Source organism: Salinactinospora qingdaonensis, assembly GCF_039539445.1.
GTDB lineage: Bacteria > Actinomycetota > Actinomycetes > Streptosporangiales > Streptosporangiaceae > Salinactinospora > Salinactinospora qingdaonensis.
The window spans coordinates 28630-51556 of record NZ_BAABDD010000015.1 but is presented as its reverse complement, the minus strand read 5'-3'; the positions used below and the strand labels follow the sequence as shown (position 1 = coordinate 51556).

Here is a 22927-nt window from a genome sequence, read left to right as displayed (position 1 = left end):
CCGCCCGCCCTCACTGTCCTTCCCAAAAGCAGAACCTAAGGCTAGGCGGCCTTGCCGTCGCCCGACGTCTTCGTCTTCTCCGCCTCCGCCTGCTGTTTCTTCGCTTCGATCTCGGCCTTGGTGTCGGCGTTGTAGGCCTCCAGCGCCGAGACGATGTCGCTGTCGTGGACCAGTTCGCCCTGGCGGATGTAGAGGCCGCGGTTGCAGAAGCGCTTGAGGTCGCCCTCGCTGTGGGAGACCAGCACCATCGTGCGGTTGTTCTCCAGCATCTTTTCGATGGTGTCGTAGCACTTTTTGCGGAAGGCCTTGTCTCCCACCGCCAGCACCTCGTCGACCAGCATGATCGGATGCTGCAACTGCGAGATCAGCGCGAACCCCAGCCGCACCTTCATGCCGCTGGAGTAGTGGCGTACCGGCGTGTCGATAAAGTCGCGCACCTCCGCGAAGTCGACGATGGAGTCGAACTTCTCATCGAGAACCTTCTGGCTGAGCCCGTGGAGCGAGCCCACGAGGTAGAGGTTCTCGCGGCCGGTGAGCTGGTCGGAGAAGCCCGCGCGCAACTCCAGCAACGGAGCGACCTTGCCGCGTACCGTGACGGTGCCCTCGTCGGGCATGAGCACACCCGCGATGATCTTGAGCAGCGTGGACTTACCCGTGCCGTTCTTGCCGACGATGCCCACACAGTCGCCTTGGGCGATCTCGAAGGAGACGTCCCGCAGTGCCCAGAAGTCGTTACCCTTGTTGGGATCGCGTTTGTTGCCGTGGATGAACATCTCGCGCAGGCTGCGCTTGCGCCGGCGGTTCATCGCGAACTTGACGCCAAGCCCATTGGCCTCAATAACCGACTCCGCCATTTACAGCTCCTTCAGGATCGCGGTCTCAAGACGCCGGAAGGTCATGTAGCCGGCAATCAGTATGACGGCGGTCCACACGAGGGTCGAGGTAAGCATCAGCGTGCTTGGTGTTTCCGTTGGGAACCACACCGTGTGGTGCATCTGGAAGATCCCTACCAGCGGGTTCATCGTGTACACCGTCTTAAACCACTCCGGTATCTTCTCCGCGGTCATCACGACGTGCATCGGATAGAGAATGGGCGAAGAGTAGAACAGTACCCGGTTCAGGATACGGATCATCCGTTCGATGTCACGCAGCAGGACGTTCAAAGAGGACAGCAGCAGCGTGACTCCCAGGAGGAACAGGAACTGGACCATGACCGCCATCGGCAGCCACAAGACGTTCCAGCCGGTCTGTCCGCCCAAGAAGAGGACGAACACCAGCAGCACCGGCCAGGTGAGCATGTACTCGACGAACTTGGTTAAGACGACGGAGAACGGGAAGATCTCCCGCGGCACCTTCATCGTGGTGATGAGTTTGGCGTGGGTGATCAGGGCTCGACTGGCGTCACTCATGGCCCCGCTGAACCACATCCAGGGCAACAGGCCCGCCAGGAGATACAGCGGATAACCGCCGGGAGCCTCCTCGCCGCCGGGTGCCACCCGCGAGTTGTAGAGCACCCCGAAGACGAAGTAGTAGATCCCCGCCATCGCCAGGGGCTCTAGGAGTGACCAGGCGTATCCCAGGATCGATTGCTGGTATTTGACTTTCAGGTCGCGCCGAACCAGAAGGCTCACTACCTGCCGGTTCCGCCAGACGGCCAGCGCCTTCGACGCCACCGCCACCTCCTCTGGGGTGCAGTCGTCATCATCCGTCGCGCGCCTTTTGCCACCACAGGTTTCGGTTGACCGGCGAAGCGGGACACCGGTGCCGTGGAATCGGCACCATGGGCGGCAGTGCCGGCCGACACGTAAAGCTCGCGGGGCGTCCGCACGACACTCGCGCGTCTGTCACCACGCTGCGGCGCGGCGGCAGCACGGTTCTTGAGGGTCAGGGGCTACCTGAGAGATCGTCACGAGCCACAGTCACGTCGTGAACTAGGTCGTGAACTCGTCAGTGCCGGGCTCAACGTCCGATCTTGGCACACGTGCCAACCGGAGATCGATCCAGGCGCCCTCAGATTACCCTCGCCCGGCCACTGCTTACAGCCCGCACCTGGCCCCTCAATTCTGACAAATCTCATTGGGTACTGTCTGAGCAACCAATCGTTAGGCCATTGTTGGGTATCTCGGACGCCAGATGGGCAGTCCGCTAGTCTCAGCCTTCGATCCGGAGGATCTGCCTCCGACGACCCACTGAAGTGGAAGACTAGGAAGTCATGACAACCGGTGTTCCATATGCGCGACGGCCCAAGGTGACGGCGGCGGTGCTGGCCGGTGGTGTCGGAGCGCGCATGGGAGGTTCCCGCCCCAAGCAACTGCTGCCGCTGGCGGGCAGGACTGTCATCGAGCACACGATCACCGCCTTCTGCGCGGCGCCCGACGTCGACGACGTCGTGGTATGCATGGTCCCCGATCACGTCGAGACGGTCGAGACGCTGGTCGCCGAGCGTGGCCTGGCGAAGGTATCGCAGGTCGTGCCGGGTGGCCAGAACCGGACCGCGACGTCGCTGGCGGCACTGGCGGCACTGTCCCCGGCCGGCGACGACGAGCTCGTCCTCCTCCACGACGCCGTCCGACCGCTGGTCTCCCCCGAGACGATCCAGGCGTGCGTCGACGCGCTGTCCTCAGCGGGTGCGGTGGGAGTGGCGGTTCCCGCGACCGACACCGTGGTGCAGGCGGCTCCGGGGCCGGCCGAAAGCGAGGTGATCCGCGATGTTCCACCGCGGGCCTGGCTGCGGTGCATGCAGACACCGCAGGGCTTCCGACTCGGCGTAATCCGCCGCGCCTACGAACGTGCCATGCGCGATCCGGACTTGGTCGCCACCGACGACTGTGGGGTCGTGCTGCGCTATCTGCCGGAGGAAGAGGTCCACCTCGTCCCCGGCGACGAAGCCAACCTCAAAGTGACGCACCCGGGCGACCTGGAGATCGCCGAGGCACTGCTGCGGGTGCGGACCCGTACGGCCAAAGCGAACAAGGAGGGTGTGTGATCTTCACGGCGACCGAGATCATCGGGCACCGCGGCGCCGGCAGGGACGGCGCCGCGGACCGGGAGAGCGCCGAGAACACAGTGGCTTCGGCGCTCGCCGCGGTGGAGGCCGGAGCCACGTGGGTCGAGATCGATGTACGGCGCAGCGCCGACGGCGTGCTGATGGCCCATCACGAGCCGGTACTCGCCGACGGGCAGGCCATCGTGGATGTTTCCGCCTCGACGTGCCGGTCGTTCGGACTGGCGACGTTGGCCGAGATCTTTGAGGCGGTTCCAGCTCATGTGGGCGTGGACGTCGATGTCAAGACCGTGATGGAAGACGCTGTGGCCGAACCGGCGCAGCGCACCGTAGCGCTCCTGGCCCCACTGCTGCGGCGGGAGGTACGCCGGCGCTCGTTGCTGGTGTGCTCTTTCGATCCCGCGGTGTTGCCGGCGATCCGCAAGGGCGTGCGCGGGATCGCGACGGCGTGGATGCCGTTCGTGCGCAACCCGCCCGACCAGGCCGTGGCCGGGGCGGCCGGGATGGGGTGCGAGGCCGTGGCCATTGATGCGCGTTCTTTTGGCGACCCCGATAAACTCCAGCATTCGGGGTACCGCGACGCGAAGTACACCGCGGAGTTGGCCCACCGTGCCGGTATGGAAGTGGTGCTGTGGTGTCCGACGCCGCAGGAGGCGGCGATGTTCGCCGCCGCGGGCGTGGACGCGGTGGTCGTCGACGATATCGCGGGGACCCGTGAGGCGCTGAGGGGGCTCTAGGGCTCCCCGGACTGAGGAGTGCGGAGAGCCCTAGAGCTCTTCGCACGGTTGCGCCGAAATGAGAAATTGCCCAATGCTTGCCGCCCAATGTGACGTGGACCATATCTGACAGGCGGATTGCCCGAAGTGTGAGCAACTTTCTCAGGAAACTCAAAGGTATCTGTGGTAGGGGGCGAGGGATTATGATCCCATAGCGTTATGTCATCTCTACTTTCCACCGCTCCGGTCAAACGGCTGTTCGCTCCGGCGCTACGGCGGCTAGAGGCTCGGGGGCGCATCACCGCGAAGGACACCGCGAAAAGCCCCACGACCACCGGCAGCGGTCACGATTCAGGAGTGCACGCCGAGGTCGCCGAGCTGCGCAAGCAGGTCGAGGCGTTGCGGTACGAGCTGCACTACACCGAACTGCTCTTCGGTGATCTCGGCGGGCGCGGCAACCGGCGCCCCACGAGCAAACAGATCGCCCACCTGGAGAAGGAGATCAGGGCGGTCACTGGTGTCGAGTCGCCCCATGCGGCGGTGGTGCAGGCCTACCGCTCCATTGTCGAGGTGGAGCTGCGTGGCGTCGGCCGGATCGCCGGCGGCACGATGAACGTCCTGGGAAAGCTGGTGACCACGCCGCTGCTCGCTCCCCCCAACGGCCAGGTTCTGGAGATCGGGACTCTCTTCGGGCTGTTCTCCTGTTGCATGGCCCGCCAGATGACGCGCTACGGGGTCGACTACCGGTTGAGCATCGTCGACCCGCTCGTCGACGTTCAGATACAGCCGGGGCGGCCCAACGGCAGCGACCGTTCAGGCTCTCCCGTCTCAGAGCCCGTGCTGCGGGCCAACCTCGCGTTGGGAGGCGTGCCCGAGGAGCGCGTCCGGATCAGGCGTGGCTACTCCACCGATCCCGCGGCACGCGCGGAGCTGTCGGATCGCGAGTACGGGGTCGTGATCATCGACGGCGACCACACCGAAGAAGGGGTCCGCGCCGATCTGGAATGGGCGGAAAAACTCGTGGCCCCCGGCGCCATCGTGGTTCTGGACGACTACGGCGACACCAAGTGGCCCGGTGTGACCAAGGCCGCTGAAGGCCACCTACAGGACTCCGACCGTTTCGAGTTCCTTGGCTCAGTCGCCACCAGCGCCTTCCTGCGAGCCACCTAAGGCCATGCCCAGGTAGCCATGGACTTGAAAACAAGCGATCGCAAAGCTGCTCCCAAGTGAACAATCTATGACGCGCTCGGGAACGTCAGGGCATACCCCGCTAGGCAGGCATTTCTTCCCATTTGTGGAGGTAGCGTAACGGCTACTGGCCGCTCACCAGCCGGCCAGTGTCCCACTGCTCTTCCGTCGAAAGGCCTGACGATGTGGCGGTTGGCCAACCAAGTGCGCTCGTACGCATGGGGGTCGACGACCGCGATCCCGCGACTGCTGGGGGTCGAGCCCACCGGGCAACCACAGGCCGAACTGTGGCTGGGTGCCCATGGGAGCGCACCGAGCCACATCGTTACCGCAACCGGCTCGGTAGCACTCGATACGGCCATCGCCGAGTGCCCCCAGGAGATGCTGGGTGAGGAGGTCGCGCTGCGGTTCGGCAAGCGACTGCCGTTTCTGCTGAAACTCCTGGCCGCCCAAGAGCCGTTGTCGTTGCAGGCCCACCCCTCTAGTGAGCGCGCACAACGCGGCTACGCGGCCGAGAACGCCGCCGGGATTGCCCTTGACGCGCCGCATCGCAACTACAAGGACCCCTTCCACAAGCCGGAGTTGGTGCTGGCGCTGGAGGATTTCCAAGCGCTGTGCGGCTTTCGTCCCCCCGCCCACGCGCTGGCCGAACTGGAGGGGCTCACCTCGGACCTGGCCGTCGCGCTACGCACGGACCTGGCCGCCCCCACGGCGGAGGCGGCGCTGCGGGCGGCGATGACCCGACTGCTCACCCTGCCCCGCGAGCACCGCGCCGACGCGGTGGCAGCCTTGGTGAGCGAACTCGCGCGACGCACCGAACACTGCGGTCATAGCGGCAACGTGACAGTGGCCCTCGATCTGGCCCAACGCTATCCGGGCGACCCGGGAGCCGTGGCAGCGCTGTTGCTCAACCACCTCACCCTGGCGCCGGGAGAAGCGCTGTTCCTGCCGGCGGGAAACGTGCACGCCTACCTGAGCGGTACCGCCGTGGAGGTCATGGCGTGCTCGGACAATGTGCTCCGCGCCGGGCTCACCCCCAAGCACGTCGACGCCGAAGAGCTACTCGACGTCGTGGACTTCGCCGTCCTTCCCATCCCCTATGTGCACGCCCAGCACGAGACGGCACCCGGGCGGTTGGACTATCGCCCCGACATCGCCGACTTCGCGCTGTCGGTCATCTCGCCCGATTCGACGAGCGTGCCCGAGCACAGCGCGTGCCGCCTGCCCGAGGGGCCGGTCATCGTGCTCGCTCTGGAAGGAGCGGTGCGGCTGAGCGACGCCACGGGGACCACTGGGTTGACGCTGGAGCGTGGCGAATCGGCTTTCGTTCCCGCCTCCCATGGGCGGATCGAGGTGGACGGCCAGGGGCGGGTGATCACAGCGGCGGTCGGGCAGGTGGGAGCAGCCCAGATGTGAACCTCAACTCCGTCCCCTTCGTCCCCTAAGTATGCAGCGCACCATCCTGCCCAGAATTAACTCACAGTTCAATCAGAAGTCATAAATATGGTTATTTTACACCACTATTCTTTGCCACCTGTGGCCTTTGTGTTATCTCGCCGATACTCCGAGTCCTCGATTCACTATTGACACGTGACCGTTGCGGCGCACAGAAGTGACGAGGCATTCCCTGTGAACAACAAGCTCGCCACCCCCTTGACCGAAGTCGGGGACCGTGATCTGACCACGGCAACGGCATGGGTAGAAACACCACTACAATTCCTGTCGGTCCTGGAAGCCCACCACAGCGGTGGTTTCGCCCAGCGCTGTGAGGTGGTGCCCCGCCAGGGGGCCGGCGCCCTGGCCACCACCGTGGCCGAGATCGAGCGGATGGGACCACCACCGAACCTGACGGTGCTGCCGGCTCGCGAGCAACCGCACGGCTCGCGGACGGACAACCGCGCCTGGTTCATCGGTGACGCCTTCTCCGGGCAAGTGCAGCGGAGCCTGCTGCGGGCCTCCCGGCAGCACTGCGTCATCGTCGACGACGGCCTGGCAACCTTGCACCTGCTGCGGCTCTTGGTACGCCCCCACCCGGTGCCCCTTGTGCGCGCCCGTGTACCGGCCACTGCCTCACGCAAAGCCCTGGGCCTCATCACTTCTCTACGGCTGCGTTCCGCGGCCCGTGAAGGGCGTCTCACGGTTTTCACGGTGCTGCCGTTGCCCGAGGAGCTGGCTCGGGGTGCCGAGCGGAGGGGGATCAACGTCGTCCAGCACGACTTCGCGTGGCTGCGCTCACAACCCGACCTAGGCGCTCCCCCAGAGCGGCGGGTGCTGTTGGGCGCGGCGATGGTCAACGACGGTTTGATCCACGCCGATCGCTACCTGGAATGGGTGGCCTCCCACGCCGCGGCGGAGCCGGTGGTCTACTACCCACACCGGCGCGAGGACGAGCGGACCCTGGGGCCGTTGCGCCAGATGCCGGGCGTGCGGATCGTGCACGACGGTCTGCCTGTCGAGATGGGGCTGCGCGCCCTCACCGCCGAGCACCGTGTCGTGAGCTTGCCGTCGACGGCCGTAACATCGTTGCGTGTCCTCCTCGGCGCGCGCGGCGTGCGCATCGACGCGGTCGACGTGCCGCACGACTGGTGGACCCCGCTGGCCAGCCCAGCGCTGCGCGCGCATCTGAGCACGTTCGTCAGCGATCCCACCGGTAGCGCCGGCGGCGAGATCGCCAGCGTGGGGGACACGGCCCCCTCCGGGGGCGCCATCGACAACGACCACTGACAGCGCGGAGGCCCCTCCTTGACCGAGCGTGGTGATGTCCACGTCCTGGCGATCGCCGACTCCGACTCCTACCTGAAATGGGCCGCGGGACTCCTCGACGGCCTCCCGGCGGGGTGGAGCGGCGAACTCGCGGTCGTACGTACCCCCATCGCCCCCTCAGCCTCCCAGATGCGCGCGGCGGTGCAGGGCACGCGGGTCCAGGAGTCCCCGCCCCAGGTGCTCTCCGCGCACGCCCTACGGCGGTCGCTACGCCGCAACCGGCCCGACGCCGTCGTGTTGGCCTGCACCGGACCGGTAGTCGACGTTTTGGTCAACAGTGTCCTAGGGGACCTGCGGCCACGACCGGTCTTCGTCTCCGGCCTGCCCGGCATCTCCGTTCCCGCCACCCAGAAGGCGTGGCTCTACCGCGGGCAGGTGGACTTGTTCGTGGTGCACAGCACCCACGAGGTCGCCGACTTCCGCGATGTGGGCGCTGAGGTGGGCGCGACCGGATCGGTCGCGTTGGCCACCCTGCCGTTTCTCAGTGGTAGCCCGGCCCCGGGAGCCGACGGCTCCGGCCCCGCCCCCACCGACGTGGCTCGTGAGGGCGCGAGGGCGACCGGCGATCCTCTCCCCGGGACGGCCGTCACCGGGCAGCGTAACCGCGTGGTGTTCGCCACCCAGGCCAAGGTGCCGGTGGAGCGGGATGAGCGCGTCGCCATCCTGCGGGCCTTGACCGCACTCGCCGCGAACCGGCCCGAGTTGGACGTCGTGGTGAAGCTCCGAGCCCGCGCGCACGAGCAGCAGACGCACCGCGAGCATCACCACTACGAAACGCTGTGGCAGGAGTTGGTGGCCGCCGGCGAGGTCGAGGCCGGGGTCGTCACCTTCGCCGACGGCTCGATGCGCGACCACCTTGCCCACGCGGTGGGGTTCGTCACCGTCAGCTCCACGGCGGCGCTGGAGGCCATCACCCACGAGGTGCCGCTTTTGGTGCTGTCGGACTTCGGGGTCAGCGCGGAGATGATCAACCTGGTGTTCGAGGACAGTGGCACGCTCGGGACACTCGATGACCTGCGGCACGGCCGTTTCAACCACCCCAGCCCCCAGTGGTGCGCCGCGAACTATTTCCACTCCCCCGCGGCGAACGACTGGGCCGAATGCCTGGCGAAACTCGTCGAGCAGCGCCGCACGGGCGCACTGCCCGACCGTCCAGCGTTGCTGAACGCCCCCGCCGACGTCGCAGCGCGGCGCCGGGCCCGGCTACGGCTGGAGGTACCGCCGAGCACACTGCGCACGATCGGCCGGATGCGCAAAAGGGTGCGCAAGATCTTGTCCTAGAGGTGCTGTTTTTGGAAGGGCGGCGAGGGCCGGCGGTGAGCACACGCGGGTGAGCGCGTCCGCCGGCGCGTTCGCAGGCCGGCGAGATCGCGCAGCGATCGAGGCACGAGCCGACGAAGCACACCCCCAGCCCCCACCCCAGCCGTCCGAGCAACAGAACCTAGCCGAGGTGCGGGCAGGGAAGGCGGGGCGCAGCGCGACCGGCCGGCCCTACCAACCGGTGACGCGCTCGATCTCGGCGCCCACCACCGGGGCCAGGGTCGCAGAGTAGGTGGCAGTGATGTGGGAGTCGTCGTAGTAGACGAGCACGTTGCCGATCACCGACTGGCAGCGGCGCTGCGGGCAGAAGTAGTCGTTGAGGTCGATGAAGGACATCGATGCGGGCACACCCGCCATGCCCTCATAAGGAGGCACCTCGGCGAGCGAGCGGGTGAAATCGGTGGTGCACTCGGCGGCGTCAGGGCCGTGTTCGGCGACGCACTGCGCCGCGGAGGTGGCCATTCGCGGCGTGTCGCGGATGCCGAGCACCGGGATGCCCATGGCGTCGAGTTCCCGCCACCGCTGGGCGTAGCCGTCGAGCACCGACTCACCGTTGCCGGCGCTGGAACGGGTGGCGGTGGTGATGACGAGGTCGGGATCGATATCGGCGATACGGCGCATCACATCCTGGTTCCACGGCTCACACTCCAGGTACTCGTCTTCGCCGCGGTAGGAAGGCTCGGTGCTGAACTGGCAGGCGTCCTTGGTCATGCTGACGAGCCGCCACCCCCGCTCCACGGCGGCGTCGCGCAGCGCGGTGTACCAGTGGGCCGCGTGGGACTGGCCGACCAGCACGAGGGTGCGCTCGGCGTCGGCAGGACCGTCGACGCAGGGAGTGGCGGTGGTCGCCTCGAACAGGTCGTGGCACCCGCCCGGCTCCTTGTTGTCGCCCTGATCGTTGTGGGCGTTGACCGGACTGGGCAAGACCGGCGCCTCGGGGAGCGTGCCGGAGAAGCCAGGCATGAGCACGGCGGCGCCGGGGTACCGGTCGCGCTGTTGGTCAGCCGTTTCTACCTGGGCCTGTTCCTGGCGATCCAATCGGCTCTCCCACACCCCGGCGGCGGTCACCGCGGGAAGCAGACAGGCCACCCCCACGGCCAGCGGCCATAGCAGGCTCTTCCGGCCGCGGGTGAGCCGTCCCACCCCGTCCTCCATGAGCCATTTCGTGGCCGCGGCCAGGGCAACGGAGACGGCCAGCACGAGCAGCCCGCCATGGAGGGAGGCCACGGTGCGGCCGGCCACGCTCAGGTAGATGGCCAGCACCGGCCAGTGCCACAGGTACAGGGCGTAGGAGAGGTCACCGATGTAATCCAAGGGGCGCCAGGTGAGCAGCCGGTCAGCACCGAACCGGCTACCTGTGGTGCCGGCGAGAATCACCAAGACGGCCGCCCCCGTGGGCCATAGGGCGATCCAGCCGGGAAACAGGGTGGAGACCTGGAGGAGCAGGCCACACGAGACCAGGCCCACAAGACCGACCCAGCCCATCGCCAGCCGCAGTCGCGGCGAGAAGGCGAGGTGGGGCAGCACGATGGCGAGGATGCCGCCCAAGGCCAACTCCCACAGTCGCGCTCCCGTGTCGAAGTAGGCCCACGCCTGATTCGTGGCGGTGATCCAGACGGAATAGCCAAGGGAGCCGGCCATGACGGCGACGAGCGCGACCATGACGACGCGGCGCAACGGCTGACCGCACCACCGCGCGATCACGGCCGCCAGGGTCACCAACAGCGGCCACAGCAGGTAGAACTGTCCCTGGATGGACAGCGACCAGAAGTGCTGGACAGGGCTGATGGAACTGTCTCTGGCCAGGTAGTCGACCGCGTTCGTGGCCAGGTACCAGTTCTCGTGGTACAGCGCCGCGGCGAACGTCTCGGCGATCACGTCGCGCCATTGCGCCGTGGGCAGCCACAGCGCGGAGGCCGTCAGGATGCCCAGCAGGACGAGCCCTGCCGAGGGGGCGAGGCGGTTGAGCAACCGGGTCCAGAAAGCGAGGTAGCGGATACGGCCCTGCCGCTCCACCGACCGCAGTAGTGAGCCGGTGATGAGGAAGCCGGTGATGAGCAGGAACACGTCCACACCGCCCGAGACCCGGCCGAGCCAGATGTGGTAGACGGCCACCAGGAGCACGGCGACGGCCCGCAGCCCCTGGACCTCGGGACGGTACTCCGAACGCGGGGCCACGGTGGGGCGCGCTCCCGGGGCGTTGTCGCCGGGGGCTGAGGGCAGTGAGGTGGGGGCGGCGGTCACGACTACCTGCTTTCAGGGGATATGCGGATGTGGGGAAGGGAGACAACCAACCCGCGCCGCTGCGTGATAACGCCTTCACTGCGAGCTACGTCTCTGGTGCGTTCACCAGGACCCGGTGGGGGTTAGTCATGGTTGGGACGCCCGAGGGGGCACGCTAGTTGTCCTTGTTTTCCTTGCTGTCTTTGTCGTCCTTGCTGGACTTGCCCGGGCGGATTCTACGTGCCCCGGCGACGAGCCAGGAGGGGTAGCGGCGCTGACTGGCCCCAGGCAGTCGGAGCGCGGTGAGGCGGCGCCGCTTGAAGTAGCGCGAGACCTCCGCCTCGCTGTGCTGGCTGAGATAGGTGACGGCGGCGTCGCGCAGGTGCGGGTAGGTGGAACTTTGCATGCAGTAGGAGATGGCCGACAGCAGCGGAGTGAGCTGTTCGGCAAAGCGCTCAGCGGGGATGCGCGGCGGCTGGATGTCGCCGTTGTCCGCCATGCGGGGCATCGCGGCGTCGGCGAGGGTGATCGGGATGCGGTTGCTGTTCTGGTATGGGGTGATCCGTTGCAACGGCAGCTCGGCTCCCACAGTGGCCGTGGGCAGGTCGTAGAAGGAGGCAGCCGTGCTCAGCCCGGTCGAGAAGCAGCCGACCACGAGACTGGGGCGCAGCTTCTCATACCAGACTTCAACCGGGAAAGGGGCATCCAAGACAGCGAGCTCCACCCCGGCCTGCTCCGCGGAGGCGCGCAGCGCCCGAAACATCCGCGTCGTGCTGGAGGGGTGGGGTTTGAAGATCACTTTCCGGTGGCCCTGAGCCGCGATCCCCCGCAGCATCCGGGCGTGGAGTTCGTCTTCCTCTTCGGCGGTGATGATCTCCAAAGCGGCCATGTATTGGCCGATCACCATGGGCACGCCCGACAGATCGCGGTCGGCCAAGACGGACTCGGCGTCGACCTGCGTAGCCACTTCCTTGACCACACCGCGGAAGGCGTCGGCGGGGACAGTGGCCAACTCGACCTCGGGATACTCGCTGAGCAGCAGGGGGCGCACGCCGGGGACCAAATCGAGGTAGAGCACCTGATCGATGCGCGTGGCCATCTCGCGTGGCGGTGACTCGCGGCTGGGGCCGTAGCTCATCAGCCCGTCGGAGTAGACGGTGATCGTGGCGTCTTCAAAGATCTCGGCGAGGGCTCGCGCCGGAGGCACTTGGATCGACTCCACGACCAGATGCAGCGGCTCGTCACCAAGGCTCCAGTAGTGGCGCAGCAGCCGGTACAGCAGGGTGCGGTCCTGGTTGCGCGGGCTCCACGTGGAGGGGTGGGCGGGCCACAGCAGCTCGTTCCACGACAGGATCTCGCCGAAACGGTCGCGCAGCGCGGCGAACCCCGGGGATTCGTCGAGCGAAGCGGCGATCTCGGGTACCGCCGTGTTGTTGGACATCAACAGGATTCGGCGCTGGTCATTCGTCCCGAATAGACCGGCGTCGATGGCGGCGGCCAGCGACATGGCGCCGTAGAACGTGCTGGCGACGAAGATCTGAGTCATCGTCCGGCCACCGTTTCCAAATCGAGGAGGTCGTTGAGGAGGCGCTCCCGCTCGGAGCCGAGCGCGGCGAGGGTCTGAGCCAGCAGGTTGCTGGGCATGTCGCGCAGGCGCCGGGCTGCCTGGGACTTGAGTTCGCGCCGTAGGCGGGGGGTGAATCTGTCGAGGCGGTTCAGGTGGAAGGCGATCAGTGCGCAGTAGGTGCGGATGAGTTTGGGCAGGTAGCGCTCGCCGTCCTCGATCGCGTCGAGTTCACGCCAGATGCGGTCGTGGGCGTCGAAGAACTGGAGTTGACGCTCGTCGCCGACTTGGGTGAGCGAGTTGGCGACTTCACGACGGTAGAAGGCACCGATCAGTGGCACGGAAGCGTAGCTCTCGGCGTGCAGGTGCAGTTGCCACGTCCACAACCGGTCCTCGGCCGTGTGCAGGTCTTCAGCGAAGGTGAGCAGCCCCCGGTCGAGCAGGGTGCGGTCGTAGACTCCCGACCACACGTTGGGGTAGTCGACCATGCTGGTGGCGTTCTCAGGCAAGATCCCCGGACGCGGCGCCAGCGCCACGTTGCGCCGACCTTCCGGTACACGGACCAGCACGCGGGAGCGGCCGGTGGCTTTGACGTGGTCGGTTTTGATGAAGTCGACCCCGAGCGTTTCGATCGCCTCGACCGCTTGGGGCAGGTAGCCGGGCGCCAGCCAGTCGTCGCCGTCCAGGAACGTGATGTAGCGGCCCGTGGCGGCTGCGAGCGCGCGGTTGCGCGCCGCGGAAGGGCCGACGGAGGCGCTGTTACGCAGCAGCGTGAGGGCCGGGAGAGCGCTGCGCCGGTCGTCGACCATGTCGGGCGTGGCATCGGTAGAGCCGTCGTCGACAACGATGAATTCAAAGTCATTGCGGGCGTTGCGCCCCAGGCTCACGAGAGTGTCGACGATGTAGGGGGCGACGTTGCGCACCGGCACGATGACCGACAGCGTGGTCACTCGAAACTTCTCCAGGTCCTCGTTCTCGGGGGGCTGGACACTGTGCCACAGGCGCGTGGCGGGAGAGTCGTCCTCTCCCGCCACGAGGTGTTCGCGTCAGGCCGTGGCCCGGCGCAACCGCTTGCGCGGCTCCTCTTCGCCGGGGAAGACCTGCTTAACGCCATCACCAAGAGCGCGTTCGATGATGCGGATATCGCGCACCAGGTGCTCCAGGCCCGTGGGCTCCAAGGATGCCGCGTGGTCAGATCCCCACATGGCACGGTCGAGCGTGATGTGGCGCTCGACCGCGACGGCTCCGAGAGTGACCGCCGCCAGCGAGATTTGCAGCCCACGCTCGTGCCCAGAGTAGCCGACCGGAACGCCGTAACGCTCCCGAAGCGTCTGGATCGTGCGCAGATTCGCTTCCTCCTCCGGCATCGGGTAGGTGGAGGTCGCGTGCAGGATCACCAGCTTGTCGCGGTCGAAGATCTCGACGGCGGCGTCGATCTCCTCGATGGTGGACATGCCGGTGGAAAGGATGATGGGTTTGCCCGTCGCGGCAAGAGCGCGCAGCAGCTCGTGGTCGGTGATCGAAGCCGAGGCCACCTTGTGCGTCACGACGTCGAACGACTCCAGGAACTCCACCGAAGGGACGTCCCACGGGGAGGCGAACCAGTGGAGTCCGCGCTCGCTGACGTACTTGGCGATCTCGCGGTACTCCTCCTCCCCGAACTCCACGCGCTTCTTGTAGTCCAGATAGGTCATCTCGCCCCACGGAGTCTGGCGGAGCTTGCTCTGCTGCTCCACCGGGACACAGATCTCCGGGGTCCGCTTCTGGAACTTTACGGCCTGGCAACCGGCCTCGGCTGCCACATCGATGAGCTGGCGAGCGATGTCGACATCACCGTTGTGGTTGATCCCGATCTCGCCAATGACGTAGGTGGGCTGGCCAGGGCCGAGCAACTGATCACCGATCGCCACGGGCTGTACTGCGGCGTTGGTGGGCGTGGTGCTCTGGGTCATGAAATCCCTATCCCTTTCGTGCCGCGAGAACGCGGTCGCACACTTCACGCACTGCCCCAGCACCTCCGGGGCGTGACAGGACAAGCCGAGCCGCGGCCAGCACCCGGGAATGGGCGTCGGGAACCGCGATCGGCCAACCAACCTCAGCCATGCAGGCGAGGTCGTTTACGTCGTTTCCGACGTAAGCGACGCGGGCCGGGTCGAGGCCCTCATCGCTGATCCACTTGAGCAGGGCCGCTCGCTTGTCGCTCAGTCCGTGGGTCACGGGGACCCTGAGCTTGTCCGCACGCGCTCGAACGACGGGGTTGACCTCCGTGGAGAGGATGCAAAACCGCACCCCCGCCTCCCGGAGCAGCCGCACTCCCATACCGTCGGAACGACTGACGATGACCGCTTCACGACCCTCCTGGTCGACCTGGGCACCGTCGTCGGTGTGCACCCCGTCGAAGTCGGTGACCACAGCGTCGACGTCGACGGGCAGTGGCCGGTCGAGGACGGCGGCGAGCGCGCGCACCACCTCCAACTCGGCCGGGGTGTCAACTTCGACGGCGTGGGTCTCGGGTACTTCCTGGATGCCGATCTGGCCAAAGAAGCGGTGACGATGCTCACGAAAGCCTTCGGTGCGGAAGGCGTAGAACGCGCCCGTCTCCCGGTAGTGCGGCTCGCGGTCCTGCCGGCGTGGCCGGTGGCGGTGGTCGTGGTTGATGCCACGCGCCCCCTCGGGCGCGGCGCGCCAGAGGAACTCGTAGGTCTGCACTGCCGCGAAGACGCTGTCGGCCCGTCCGGACACGACGCTGTCGACGGCGGCATCGATGTCCTCGGGATCGATGAACGGACTCGTGCACTGCACGAAGACCGTCACCTCAGGACGCTCGCCCTCTTCGGCGAGGTGATCGAGCGTGTGCAGCAGCGCCGACTCCGACGTGGCGGTGTCCCCGGCGATCTCGTCGGGGCGCGCCACGACGCGCGCGCCGGCGAGCCGGGCGACCGCGGCGATCTCGTCGCTGTCGGTGGAGACGACGACGGAATCCACCCTTGTCGCACGCAGGCACGACTCCACCGCACGGGTGACGAGCGGACGCCCCCCAACTGGGGTGACGTTCTTCAATGGGACGCCTTTTGACCCTCCCCGAGCGGGGATCACAGCGAGGACACGCAACGAGAAAACTCCCGAGTTGACGCGGAGAAGATGAGAACGCGAGAAAGCCGCATCAGTCGGGGAAGGGGCATCCCGACGTGAGCATAGGCAGTCAGTCTGACATCGAAAGGCTACCAGCAGGTTAATTTGATCCGGGATATCAGTTAACAGAAGCTGTGGTGGTGGTTTCGGCCGCTTTAGGGCACGCGACAGGGCGGCGACCGCGGTGGTCACCGAGAATGCGGGGCTTTGAGCGTCACGCCGAGGCGTTCATGGCGGAGCGGGGAAGGAAAGGTGGCGCGGCCCACAGGGCCGGGGCGCGCCTCGCGCCCACAGCCCCGTGGCCGGTCCTAGGAATCGGCGGTAGCGGTGCGAACGGTGCGAGAGTCGCGGCCAAGCCCTGGCGGACTGGTGAGAAAACCCACTCCCCACGACATGTGCATCGTCGCCAGCGCCACCGGCACACATAGCCGCGACCGCAACGGCAGCCCCCTGCCCACGGGGAAGGTCGCGGCGGTGACAGCCAGCAGGTAGCCAAGCGGGACGAGCCAGGCCGGCCAGTACAGGAAACCGGCCACGAGCCCCAGGACGATGGCGAGCACGGCCATAGGTGGGGCGAGGTAGCGCAGGTTGATCGTGCCCTTGTGCTGGCGCGCCACGACGCGGCGCCAGCGGCCGTAGTGGAAGTACTGCTTGGCCAACGCCTTGACGTTGGGGCGAGGCCGGTAGGACACCCGCATCCGCGGCTGGAACCACACGACGCCACCGCTACGGCGGATGCGGTAGTTCATCTCCCAGTCCTGGGCCCGCAGGAACGCCTCGTCGTAGCCGTGAACCCGCTCCAGCGCGGAGCGACGAAAGACCCCCAGATAGACGGTGTCGGCCGGCCCTCCCGCCCCACCGGTGTGGAAGCGGGCGTTGCCAACGCCGATCTTGGAAGTCATGGCGGCGGCCACGGCGCGTTCCCAGTCGGTCTCGCCCTCGGCCGCCATGATCCCGCCGACGTTGTCAGCGGCTGTCTCCTCCAGCGTCTCCACGGCTATCCGTAGGTAATCGGGAGGCATCATGGCATGACCGTCGATGCGGGCGACGATGGCGTGGGAAGAGGCGGCGATGGCGGCGTTCAGCCCGGCGGGGGTGTGGCCCGTGGGGTTGTCGACGACCTTGACCCGCGGTTCGACTGCGGCGATGGAGTCGGCCACCTCGCGGGTGCCGTCGGTCGCCGGCCCGACGGCGACGATCATTTCGAGCTCACCAGGGTAGTCCTGATCGAGAACGTGGCGTACGGCCGCCGCAAGGTGGCGCTCCTCGTTCAGGATAGTCATGACAACCGATACGGCCGGCCAGGTCACGGGCACGTCCAAGCAACTCGGGGAACACATCGGGCACACCTTCCCCGCGGGTTCGCACCACCGTGCGCGCGGGGAAGGGCAACAGGATATCCAGGCTCGGCGCCCACCGGGGAGCCGCTGGCGCGGGAAGCCCTGGCGTAGTGGTGGCGCACGGGCGTGACGTCGGGGTTTCTCGGCCCGACCTCGCCGAGGAAACCGATCCCCGCGGCTTTGCGTCCCACCCAGTGTGGACGATGCGTCAACACGCCGAGATCCGGCGTCACCGGTCCGGTACGAGGGGAGCCTGCCAATCTAGGAAACACGTCAATCGCACCATCTTGGGGACGATCCGACGGAGTTGGAGGTAGGACCCGATGCACCACGGGGCAGACGACGGCGCGGAAGGGCCGGCCACGAGTGTGCCGGAATTCCAGCGGATGCGCTCGAGCCCCGTACCGCCCAGCGGCTCCACGAGCCGCCCCCGGACACCAGGCAGCTATTCGCTGCGGTTGCCGAGCCGGCGCGCGCGGCGCCGGCACGCCTCGGTGGTCTTGGCGGGGATGATGTCGATCGTGGTTCTGCTGGCCTCAGGAACGGCGTGGGCGCTGACCAGTTGGGTCTCGGGGCAGATGCGGCGCTACGACGTTTTCGCCGGTCTCACTGAGGAGGGCCGTCCCAGCGCCGGGCCACGGGGGACGCTCAATGTGTTGCTCATCGGCTCTGACAGCCGCGACGGGTTGAGTTCGGCCCAACGCAGCGAACTCGGCGTGGGCCATGTGGGCGGCGGGCGCTCCGACACGATGATGCTGGTGCACCTCAACGAGAGCCACGACCACCTCACGGTCGTGGGGATTCCGCGCGACTCATGGGTTCCGGTCGCCGGTCACGGTCTCGACAAGATCAACGCCGCCTACGCCTACGGCGGGCCGCAGTTGGCCGTGCGGACCGTGGAAAACACCACCGGTGTCCGGATTGACCACTATATTGAAATCGACTTCGGCGGCTTCGTCGACGTCATCAACGCGCTCGGCGGCATCGAGGTGTGCCTGGAACAGCCGATCCATGACGAGAAGGCCAAGCTGAACATGGCCAGGGGCACCCACAGCGTCGATGGTGCCACGGCCTTGGCGTTCGCGCGCACCCGCAAGTCCGCCGGTGGGGACTTGGACCGGATCGACCGGCAGCACCAGGTGATGTCGGCGTTGCTGGACAAGGCGCTCAGCTCCGACACGTTGCGCACGCCGGAAAAATTCACCGATTTCCTCGACACCGCGTTGGGCTCGATCACGGTCGACAAGGGACTGACCACCTCGACGATCAGCCAACTCGGCAACCAACTGCGCGCGATCGACCTCAATGACGTGACGTTCACCCAGGTGCCGGTGGCGCAGGTGGACTACTGGACCCCACGCGGGGATGTGGCGATCAAATGGGACGAACCAGCCGCCGCCAGGATGTTCGACCGCATCGCCAACGACGAACCGGTGGGGGCCCAACCCAAAGACGACGTCGACGCCGCCAAGACAGCAGAGCCACTCGAACGCGGCGACATCGCGGTTCGGGTGTTCAACGGCGTCGGCACTCCCGGCTTGGCCGGGCGGGTCAGCGGCGAGCTGGCCGCCGCCGGTTTCACCATCGCGGCTCAGGCGCGCAACTGGTCGACACACGACGTGTCGCAGACGGTGATCCGGCACGCGCCGGAGCAGGCCAAGGCGGCACGGATGGTCAGCGCGGCCGTACCCGGGGCGCGCCTGGAGGTCGACGCCAGCCTCAACGAGCGTATCCAGGTAGTGCTGGGAGCCGACTTCAGCCGTGTCGTCGCACCACAGCCGAGTTCGGAGCTGGACTCAGCTCCCTCCGCCGCAGCGGGGGGTGGCACGGTGCAGACGTCGACGGCGCGGCAAAAGGTGTGCCCATGAGTACCGCCCCACCCACGGTCACCCCTGGTTTCGGCCCTGGCCAGGGCCAGGTTATTCCTGTCCACAACGTGGTAGGACCATGCAAAGAGCTCGTCCAAGGAGGATTCCGTGCTTCGTCACGTGCTCGGTCTACTGGCTGGACTTGCTGTGACACCCCTGCTATGGGCGGGCACCGCTTGGGCGGCCAGCGAAATCGGCTCGGCGATCGAGAGTCTGGACTTCAACGATCCGATGCTGCTCAGCGCGATCGCGGCCATGATGGCAGTCGGGCTGCTGTGCGGCCTGCTCGCAGGCTCCCGCATGTCGCCGCTGGCTGCGCTGGTCAGTGGCGGTCTGTTGCTGGGAGTCTCGCTGTGGCCGCTCGTCGACTACGCTTCGCTGGCCGCGCTGCTGCCCGGAACCATCTCCCCCGGTTCGCTGTTCCATCCGATGGGGCCGGCCCTGCCGCTGGGGTTGGCGCTGGGCACGCTACTGTTCATCTCGGCGCTGGCTCCCTCCCGCTGGCGCTCGCGCCGCCGGCCGTTCGACGACGAGCCCACCGACGCCTACGGGCAGCACACGAACCCACCCGTGACCGTGACGGCGGGCCCTAACGCTGCCGGCTACCCCGACCCCGTCCACCCGCGCCCCGAGGGCACGGACGACATCGACGACAGCAGCAAGACCACCACGCCGTTTCGGCGCGAGGCCGGCGGCGTGCGGCCGGACTCGTGGACGGGCAACACGACCGACTCTGTCGCCTCCCCTGACTCCAACGCCCGCTAAGCACCCCACGGCGAGGGAAAGCGGCGCGAGGGTCGCTGCCGCGCGTGCGGCTACGGCGGCGCGCGTGGCGAGTACGACAGACCCGTGCGAGGAAGCCGCTCCCGGCGACGGCCAGCCCCCTGGGGCTTGCGGCGGAGTGTGGCTCTGGCCTAAGGAGAGCGAGCGGTGTTTCCCGTCGCTCGTGCCTCGATCGCTTCGCGATCTCGGCAGCCTGGGATGGGCTGTGGCCGGGGTAGGTGGGACGGTGCAACGCCTTCCGAAACGCCCACCACCTCCACCCCCCGCAGAGATCGCCACCCACCGCCGTACCCCCCGCAGAGATCACCACCCACCACCTCCACCCCCCGCGGAAACCGCCACCCACCGCCGTACCCCCGCCGCAACATCCCACGACAGCGGCGCCCTCCGCGACAGCGACATCGCGCGCTGAAACAGCGTCGCCTCACCCTTCGGGGGCCGTCCGCATCGTTTCCGGCCCCCACCACGGCGCCCCCTGAGGCTGCCGAGATCGCGAAGCGATCGAGGCACGAGCGAACAGCACCCTCCCCACCCCGGACACACAACAGCCCCCGCCACGACCACCCAGACCCCACAACGAGCAACGCACAAACCAACACCACCCACCCCACCACCGCTTGACACCCCAACAGAAACCCCTCGACCAGGCCCCGACAGCCGAGCCCGCCAGGGCAGAAGCGCCCCAGCGAAGCGGGGGATTAGGATGATGGGAGCCGTATGCCAGGATTGCGCATCGCCGTGTAGCCCCCCGTTACCCGCCCCGTTATCGGCGCTGTGGGACGGTTCTTACAGCTCTCGTGAGATTGCGTTAGCTCTAAATTCGGCAATCTCTCATCGAGGGGTGCTGGTCCGACTATGGCTCGTAACGCACGATTGAGGTTGAGGAAGGCAAAAAGCATGATCCGGCATGCTCAGGTCATGTGATGCCGAAACCGCGGCCCGCGTCGTCGCCGGCGCCCCTGTGTGCCAATCACCGCCCACTGTGCTGGTAGCGCATCGGTACCATGCCACGGCCGGTCGAAGGAAGGACAACACCATTGGTCGAGGAACAGCGCCTGAAGATCTCGGTTATCGGCACCGGGTATCTGGGCGCGACACACGCGGCCTGCATGGCGGAACTGGGGTTCGATGTACTGGGCCTCGACGTCGACCAGGCCAAAATCAACCAACTCTCCTCTGGCCAGGTGCCCTTCTACGAACCGGGACTCCAGGAGGTCCTGCAACGGAACTTGGCCAGTGGCCGGCTGCGTTTCACCACCGACTACGCCGAGGTAGGCGCGTTCGCCGACGTTCACTTCCTATGCGTGGGAACCCCGCAGCAGGCCGATTCCAACGCCGCCGACCTTACCGCGGTCGACTCCGCGCTGGACCAGCTCGCAGCCGAGCTCAAACGCCCCTGTGTGGTCATCGGCAAGTCCACGGTTCCCGTCGGTACCGCCGCGCGCGCGCAGGCCCGGCTAGCGACCACCGCGCCGGCGGGCAAGCAGGTCGGCTTGGGGTGGAGTCCCGAGTTCCTGCGCGAGGGCTTGGGGGTGGAGGACACGCTCCGGCCCAACCGGATCGTCATCGGTACCAACTCCGAACGTGTCGAGTCGGTCATGCGTGAGATCTGTGCCCCCCAGATCGAGCGGGGTACCCCGTTTCTCGTCACCGATCTCCAGACCGCTGAACTCGTCAAGGTTTCGGCCAACGCCTTCCTGGCCACCAAGATCTCCTTCATCAACGCTATGGCCGAAGTGTGCGAGGCCTCGGGGGGCGACGTCATCCAACTCGCCCGCGCCCTGTCCTATGACGACCGCATCGGCGGCAAGTTCCTGGGGCCCGGCCTCGGTTTCGGCGGCGGGTGTCTGCCCAAGGACATCCGCGCCTTCATGGCACGCGCCGACGAGCTGGGCGTTGAGCCGGCCCTGTCCTTCCTGCGCGAGGTGGACGCGATCAATCAGCGCCGCCGCGCGCGCACCGTCGACATCGCGCGCGGGCTCATCGGCGGCAGCTTCGCCGGCCGCACCGTTGGCGTCCTCGGGGCGGCTTTCAAACCCAACTCCGACGACATCCGCGACTCCCCTGCCCTGGACGTGGCCTCGACGATCCATTCGTTGGGGGCCCGGGTCACCGTCTATGACCCCGAAGCCCTCGACAACGCCCGCCGCGAGCACCCCGACCTGTCGTATGCCTCCTCCATGCTGGAGGCGGTGCGCGACGCCGAGGTCGTGCTGCTGCTCACTGAGTGGGCGGAGTTTCGCGAGGCCGACCCCAAGGAGCTGACTGAGGTCGTGGCGCAGACCAAGATCGTCGACGGCCGCAACGCCCTCGATCCGGCCCTGTGGCGCGAGCGCGGGTGGACCTACCGCGCGCTGGGGCGCCCCTGATCCCGACCCGCGAGGCGCGGGGAGGCGACTCAAACGGGGCTGGTAAGGATAGATTGTCCACTTATGCGACGTCGGCGATGGGGCTGGTTCGGGCCACAGCGGAACGAGCCCGCAGACGAGACAGCGGCAGCGACCGGGCGCCAGGCGATGGCCCAAGCTCACGGCTGGCACTACGTGCCCCACGACCAGCGGGTCATTGTGGGCTGGCCGCGCACGGCACTACCGCCGGGGCCGGTGGGGCGAGTATGCGACGCCGTCTTCGGTGACACCCACGGTCGCGCCTTCACCGTGTTCGACTACGCGCACCGGTCGGCGCGGACCGGCCAGGGGGAACGCCTCCTGGTATGGGCCATGGAACTGCCGGGCCGCGCGCCCTATGTCCGGGTGCGCTGCCCTCCCGGGGACACGCACGACATCTATGTCGAAAGCGGCGACACCGACTTCGCCCTGCGCCTGCTCTCGACCGAGGTCCGCGAGGAGATCCGGCGCCACGCCTTCACCGGGTTCGTCGTCGACAGCCACCTGCTGATCCACACCGCGGCTGAGGGTGGCCCCGAGGGAATCGAGGACACCCTCAAGGCCATGGCTGAGCTGATCGAGCACCTGCCCGAGGACCTGTGGTCCTCGTGACCGGCTTCCCGGACGCGAACGGAACCG

Annotated in this window: 18 protein-coding genes; 10 read left to right on the top strand and 8 right to left on the bottom strand. The window is 67.3% G+C overall.

What is annotated here, in order from left to right:
* Positions 1 to 41: 41 nt before the first annotated feature.
* Both ABD848_RS15985 and ABD848_RS15980 read right to left on the bottom strand, forming a co-directional pair.
* On the bottom strand, positions 42 to 854 hold the full coding sequence (locus ABD848_RS15985; RefSeq protein ID WP_344972665.1) for an ABC transporter ATP-binding protein: 813 nt from the start codon (positions 852 to 854) through the stop codon (positions 42 to 44).
* Positions 855 to 1673 carry an ABC transporter permease gene (locus tag ABD848_RS15980; RefSeq protein ID WP_344972663.1) on the bottom strand — a complete coding sequence of 273 codons (819 nt, stop codon included), beginning with the start codon at positions 1671 to 1673 and terminating at the stop codon, positions 855 to 857.
* Between the two features lie 539 nt (positions 1674 to 2212).
* Between ABD848_RS15980 and ABD848_RS15975 the strand changes: the two genes are divergently transcribed.
* From ABD848_RS15975 to ABD848_RS15950, 6 genes are all read left to right on the top strand, one after another.
* Positions 2213 to 2986 carry an IspD/TarI family cytidylyltransferase gene (locus tag ABD848_RS15975; protein ID WP_344972661.1) on the top strand — a complete coding sequence of 258 codons (774 nt, stop codon included), beginning with the start codon at positions 2213 to 2215 and terminating at the stop codon, positions 2984 to 2986.
* Positions 2983 to 3741: a glycerophosphodiester phosphodiesterase gene (locus ABD848_RS15970; RefSeq protein WP_344972659.1), complete on the top strand. Its 759-nt coding sequence runs from the start codon at positions 2983 to 2985 to the stop codon at positions 3739 to 3741. The genes ABD848_RS15975 and ABD848_RS15970 overlap by 4 nt, the downstream gene beginning before the upstream one ends.
* Positions 3742 to 3939: 198 nt before the next feature.
* Positions 3940 to 4890: a class I SAM-dependent methyltransferase gene (locus ABD848_RS15965; protein ID WP_344972657.1), complete on the top strand. Its 951-nt coding sequence runs from the start codon at positions 3940 to 3942 to the stop codon at positions 4888 to 4890.
* 201 nt (positions 4891 to 5091) lie between these two features.
* Complete coding sequence (gene manA / locus ABD848_RS15960) at positions 5092 to 6324, top strand: mannose-6-phosphate isomerase, class I (RefSeq protein WP_344972655.1); 1233 nt, start codon at positions 5092 to 5094, stop codon at positions 6322 to 6324.
* A gap of 213 nt (positions 6325 to 6537) precedes the next feature.
* On the top strand, positions 6538 to 7632 hold the full coding sequence (locus ABD848_RS15955) for a hypothetical protein (protein ID WP_344972653.1): 1095 nt from the start codon (positions 6538 to 6540) through the stop codon (positions 7630 to 7632).
* 18 nt (positions 7633 to 7650) lie between these two features.
* Complete coding sequence (locus ABD848_RS15950; RefSeq protein WP_344972651.1) at positions 7651 to 8952, top strand: DUF6716 putative glycosyltransferase; 1302 nt, start codon at positions 7651 to 7653, stop codon at positions 8950 to 8952.
* Positions 8953 to 9162: 210 nt separating this feature from the next.
* Here the strand turns inward: ABD848_RS15950 and ABD848_RS15945 are convergent, their stop codons facing one another.
* From ABD848_RS15945 to ABD848_RS15920, 6 genes are all read right to left on the bottom strand, one after another.
* Positions 9163 to 11235: an acyltransferase family protein gene (locus ABD848_RS15945; RefSeq protein WP_344972649.1), complete on the bottom strand. Its 2073-nt coding sequence runs from the start codon at positions 11233 to 11235 to the stop codon at positions 9163 to 9165.
* A 154-nt stretch (positions 11236 to 11389) separates the two neighbouring features.
* Complete coding sequence (locus ABD848_RS15940) at positions 11390 to 12760, bottom strand: alpha-2,8-polysialyltransferase family protein (RefSeq protein WP_344972647.1); 1371 nt, start codon at positions 12758 to 12760, stop codon at positions 11390 to 11392.
* Positions 12757 to 13812: a glycosyltransferase family 2 protein gene (locus tag ABD848_RS15935; protein WP_344972645.1), complete on the bottom strand. Its 1056-nt coding sequence runs from the start codon at positions 13810 to 13812 to the stop codon at positions 12757 to 12759. Before ABD848_RS15935 ends, ABD848_RS15940 begins: the two co-directional genes overlap by 4 nt.
* A gap of 12 nt (positions 13813 to 13824) precedes the next feature.
* Positions 13825 to 14730 (bottom strand): N-acetylneuraminate synthase family protein, encoded by a 906-nt coding sequence (locus ABD848_RS15930; RefSeq protein ID WP_344972643.1) that lies wholly within the window; start codon positions 14728 to 14730, stop codon positions 13825 to 13827.
* Positions 14731 to 14737: 7 nt separating this feature from the next.
* Positions 14738 to 15838 carry an acylneuraminate cytidylyltransferase gene (locus ABD848_RS15925; RefSeq protein WP_344972641.1) on the bottom strand — a complete coding sequence of 367 codons (1101 nt, stop codon included), beginning with the start codon at positions 15836 to 15838 and terminating at the stop codon, positions 14738 to 14740.
* A gap of 380 nt (positions 15839 to 16218) precedes the next feature.
* On the bottom strand, positions 16219 to 17220 hold the full coding sequence (locus tag ABD848_RS15920; protein ID WP_344972762.1) for a glycosyltransferase family 2 protein: 1002 nt from the start codon (positions 17218 to 17220) through the stop codon (positions 16219 to 16221).
* A gap of 353 nt (positions 17221 to 17573) precedes the next feature.
* Here ABD848_RS15920 and ABD848_RS15915 point away from each other — a divergent pair, with 353 nt between their 5' ends.
* From ABD848_RS15915 to ABD848_RS15900, 4 genes are all read left to right on the top strand, one after another.
* Positions 17574 to 19118 (top strand): LCP family protein, encoded by a 1545-nt coding sequence (locus ABD848_RS15915; protein ID WP_344972639.1) that lies wholly within the window; start codon positions 17574 to 17576, stop codon positions 19116 to 19118.
* 108 nt (positions 19119 to 19226) lie between these two features.
* Positions 19227 to 19883, top strand: a complete 657-nt coding sequence (locus tag ABD848_RS15910) for a hypothetical protein (RefSeq protein ID WP_344972637.1) — start codon at positions 19227 to 19229, stop codon at positions 19881 to 19883.
* A gap of 1022 nt (positions 19884 to 20905) precedes the next feature.
* A complete protein-coding gene (locus ABD848_RS15905) occupies positions 20906 to 22270 on the top strand; it encodes a UDP-glucose dehydrogenase family protein (protein WP_425567560.1) in 1365 nt (454 codons plus the stop codon).
* 63 nt (positions 22271 to 22333) lie between these two features.
* Complete coding sequence (locus ABD848_RS15900) at positions 22334 to 22900, top strand: type III secretion system chaperone family protein (RefSeq protein ID WP_344972633.1); 567 nt, start codon at positions 22334 to 22336, stop codon at positions 22898 to 22900.
* The last annotated feature ends 27 nt before the right edge of the window (positions 22901 to 22927 follow it).